This is a genomic window from Mesorhizobium sp. P5_C1, assembly GCF_054049815.1.
The window spans coordinates 1-4044 of sequence record NZ_JBFULQ010000500.1 but is presented as its reverse complement, the minus strand read 5'-3'; the positions used below and the strand labels follow the sequence as shown (position 1 = coordinate 4044).

Annotated in this window: 3 protein-coding genes; all 3 read right to left on the bottom strand. The window is 57.7% G+C overall.

Translation table 11 applies throughout. The features are described from left to right. Positions 1-364: 364 nt before the first annotated feature. A complete protein-coding gene (locus ACXJ7R_RS26635) occupies positions 365-2164 on the bottom strand; it encodes a winged helix-turn-helix domain-containing protein (protein WP_457154434.1) in 1800 nt (599 codons plus the stop codon). 219 nt (positions 2165-2383) lie between these two features. Beyond that, positions 2384-3454: an adenylate/guanylate cyclase domain-containing protein gene (locus ACXJ7R_RS26630; protein ID WP_457154433.1), complete on the bottom strand. Its 1071-nt coding sequence runs from the start codon at positions 3452-3454 to the stop codon at positions 2384-2386. Between the two features lie 3 nt (positions 3455-3457). Then, positions 3458-4044, bottom strand: a 587-nt coding sequence (locus tag ACXJ7R_RS26625; RefSeq protein ID WP_457154432.1) for a Rab family GTPase, incomplete at its 5' end; no start/stop codon positions are given.

The following is a 4044-nucleotide window of genomic DNA, read 5'->3' as shown; positions in this document are numbered from 1 at the left end:
GATGCAGAAGGTGCCGATGCGCCCATCGGGTTCATTCACCACGTAACTGCGGATCCAGCGGACTTGGCCCGGCATCTGTTCCTTCGCGACCTTCGCTGATTTCGCGCCGGCGGCTTCGAGTTCCTGCAGAGATGCCCATGCGCTAGGGCGACGGATGACATAGAGGTTCACGATTTTTCCCTTTCGCTATCGCGCCGACCCATTGTCGGCGCCGCTGGTGCCATGCGTGTCTGCATGACGGGGAAAAATTACCTACTGAGGGGACTGACCGTCCTTATCTCGAGCTTATCTTTGGCTGATCTTCGCCCTGGCTCGGCGGCAAGAGCTGATCCGTAGCTCATCGCGGCAGGCAAGCGAGCGGCGTTCAGGTGATGAGCTCTTGCCTGGGGCCATCGATGAGCGATTGGCTATCGGGCAAAAGGCTGTGGCGAAGCAGTGCGGCTTCTTGGTCCAGGCGCTGCGATCCCAGGTGACGAGCCGATCTTTCTGCCGCCGTGATCTCTACTTTCGCGCCGCTGACGTCGCCCGAGCCGAGCAGAGCTCTTGCCAACTGCAGGCGGATCCTCGCCGCATGATAATCGACACCGGCGCTTGTCCAAAGTTGCCGGGYCAACAGCAGAAGGCGATTTTTGTTCGGGTCGTCTGGCTTGCAGAGTGCAGCCTTTGTTTCGGCTATCAACGCCTGTGTCGCCGGTTGTCGCCAGCGTTGTGGTTGTGCATCGATTTCGGTCAGATAGATTGAGGCTTGGTTCGAGCGTCCGCCGCGTGCTGCAATGCAGGCTGCATTGACCAACAAGTTTCCGCGCCGCTGAAGATGGAACCATGACACCCCTTGTAAGACACGGTCAATTGCAGCGAGCGCACCTTCCAAGTCGCCGGTTTCGAACAACAGCAAGGCATTGCCCGGTTCCGCGTCCCAGCCGAGTGCATAGGCCTGATCGTAGTCAGCTCGCGCCGACGCGAGATCGCCGATCATGGCGAAGATATCGCCACGGACCCGAAAGCCCTCGCCAAGCGACCACGATTCCTCTGCAGAAAGTTTGGGAAGCGCCTCATTTATGCAAGCCAGGGCCTCAGGCAAAATCTGTTGCGCCGCAACCACTTCGGCACGATGAAGGTCACAGGCCCCTGATGTTTGGGCAAAGCTTGCGGTACACCAGCTTTCAAAACCCTCACTCCACTGGCGAGCACGCGACCAATCGGCAAAGGTCCTGCAGCTCCAGAGGATGTTGCAATAGACCAAGCTACCGGTGATCGGGTCCACCTGGCTCGACAACGCGATCGCCGCCGCATGGTTTTGCTGCTCGTTGCCCTCCTCGATCTTCCCAAGCGCCAGATTGTAAAATCCCTTGTAGGTCAGGGTCAGGGCTCGCAGGCCTGGGTCATCGCAATGTTCAGCTATCGAGTGGGCGGCCGAAGCCAACTGAAGCGCTTCCTCAGGGCGGCCGCCTGAGGATGCAAGACGCGACTTCATCCATAGCAGATACGATTCCGTGCTCGCGTCCTTGGACTGAGAAAGAAGCGAAGCAGCACGTTCCAGCCATCCCTCCGCAACGGCAGCCGCTCCCCGTTCGGCTTGGATCTTGGCAAGTGTCACGGCGGATCTGGCGGCGCGCGCTGAATCCCCAGCCTCGATATGAGCAGCAACGGCGCGGGTCAGCATAGGGATCGCCTCGGTCGGCCGCCCTCCGCATTCAACGACCAAAGCCCAAAGATCGATATCGGCCGGAGAGAGAGCCTCGATATCCGCAAGACCTGCGAAGAGCTTTGCAGCCGCACTCCAATCGCGTGCCGCCGCTAGCCTGCGGGCCTGCGCAAGGTTGTCATCCCCCGCGAACGTGGCAGGCCGCACGTAGCCCAGTCCTGGCTCATCGATTGCGAAGCGATAGCCGTGGCGGACGTAGCTGTGTATTGCGTCCTGCAATCCGCCTGCTGCAAGCGCCTTGCGTGTAAGGCTAACCACCCGCTGAAGCGACGCTTCAGTCACAATGACATCCGGCCAAAGAGCGTCCATCAACTCCTCTTTGGGTACAACTCTGCCTGCGTTGCGAACCAGATACACGAGCAAGTCAAAGACAAGCGGCTGGATTTTCTGCCCAACGCCCTCCAGGGACAGTTTGCGGGCAGCTTCATCAAGTTCGAATTGTCCAAACGAATGGTGCATCGCCGTCTTCCGATGCTGCAGTCTACCTTATCGATCTCAGATATGGGAGCGGCCCCGTTCTAGTTGACGGCAACCCGACTTAAGCTTGCAAAGAAAGGCGGCCGCGACTGTCATTCTTGTGGTTCACGGAACGTGTCTTGCTTGGTTGGCTTGGCGAAAGATGACATTCGCTGGCTTGAAATGAAATGCGCTGCAGGGTTGGCACAGCCAAGTGGCAAATCAGGCCCGCAGCCGCCACATGCGCACACGACCTGTGCCACGCAATTCCGTTTCCTCGAGTGGGTCGCAAGCGAAATCTGGTCCAAGCAGTGTGTGAGTTGCATCCGAAATACGGATTTCATCGGGCTCGGCGGACGTTTGAATCCGTGAGGCGAGATTGACGGTGTCGCCCCACAGGTCATAGGCAAACCGCTTTTTGCCGATGACGCCGGCGACGATCGGTCCTGAGTGAATTCCAATTCTCAGTCTTAGCGGTTCTCCTGCGAAGCGTTCGCGCCGACCCGCCTCGCGCAGTTCAAGTGCATAGTGCGCAAGGGCTTCCGCATGATCGGATCGCGCGGCGGGCAGGCCGGCGACCACCATCACACAATCGCCGATTGTCTTGATCTTTTCGCAGCCATATCTTTCCGAGAGCTGATCCGCCACCTTGAAGAAGTAATTCAAGATAGCGAGCGTCGTCACGGCTCCGACGCTGCGCGCTCTTTCCGTAAAACCGACGATGTCGGCAAAAAGCACACTCACCTCTGCGTGGTTGTCCGCAATCTGTTCGTGCGCCTTTAGCCGCTCCGCGATCGACGCCGGAAGAATGTTGAGGAGCAGGGTTTCGGCGCGCTGGTATTCACGCGACAATCCCTCCTGGCTCTCCCTCAACGCCTCGTTCGTCGATCGTAATTTCTCGTTGAGTTGACGCTCCCTCTCTTGCAGGAGCGTCATTTCATAAGCCTTCTGTTGAAGCCGCTGCCTGTTGTCGCGTTCGGCAGTGGCGTCAAGAAAGAGCAGCCACACGCAGTCATCGTCAGCAAAAAGATGAAGGTCCGCGACACGCCCGCCGGGCAGTTCGATCATGGCCATATGAAATGGAAGCTCCGGGCAAGGCAGCAAGCCTTCCATGAATGCAAGCTGATCGGCAACAGGCTTACCAATGCGAAGTGATGAGAGTTCGTAATGTTTAAGATTGCCGCCCTTCGCAACTATGCAAAGCTCTGCGTCAATTTTCAGATACGCGACAGAGTGCTCACGATAGAAGAAGTTGAAAATCCAGCTTCTGACTTCTCTTGGCAATCCATGCATGGTCTATTCGGTGACCATCGAAGCAAGCTGACGAAATGCGTCATCGACACATTCACCCGAAAGCGCGCTTGTCAGATAGATTTGCCATCCAAGTTGCCTCAGTCCGTCAATCTCACTATCCGGTATTGCCCACCGATCGGCCAGATCGGATTTGTTGAACAGCAACACGAACGGCATGGGCCCGAATTCGGCCTCGACCCGCTCGCGCAGCGTGAGCGCCACGGCAAGAGTGGCGGCGCGGGTTCCATCGACGACAAGCACGAGCCCGCTCGCACCTCGCACATAGCTGACGCGGAATGAGCCGATATCGTCTTCGCCGGCCAAATCCCACAAAATCAGATCCACGGTTTTGTCCGCGAGTACGACACTCTTCTTGTCGATTTTCACTCCCACCGTGGTCAAGTAAGTTTCCGAAAAGATGCTTTGCACGAACCTGCGCACCAGGCTCGTCTTTCCGACAGCGAACCCGCCCAACATGCAGATCTTTTTTTGCAGCATCGTGGAGATGCTTTGCACGAACCTGCGCACCAGGCTCGTCTTTCCGACAGCGAACCCGCCCAACATGCAGATCTTTTTTTGCAGCATCGTGG

Excerpts from the sequence above, each read along its gene's own strand:
- ACXJ7R_RS26630 (WP_457154433.1), bottom strand. The coding sequence starts at position 3,454 with ATGCATGGATTGCCAAGAGAAGTCAGAAGCTGGATTTTCAACTTCTTC.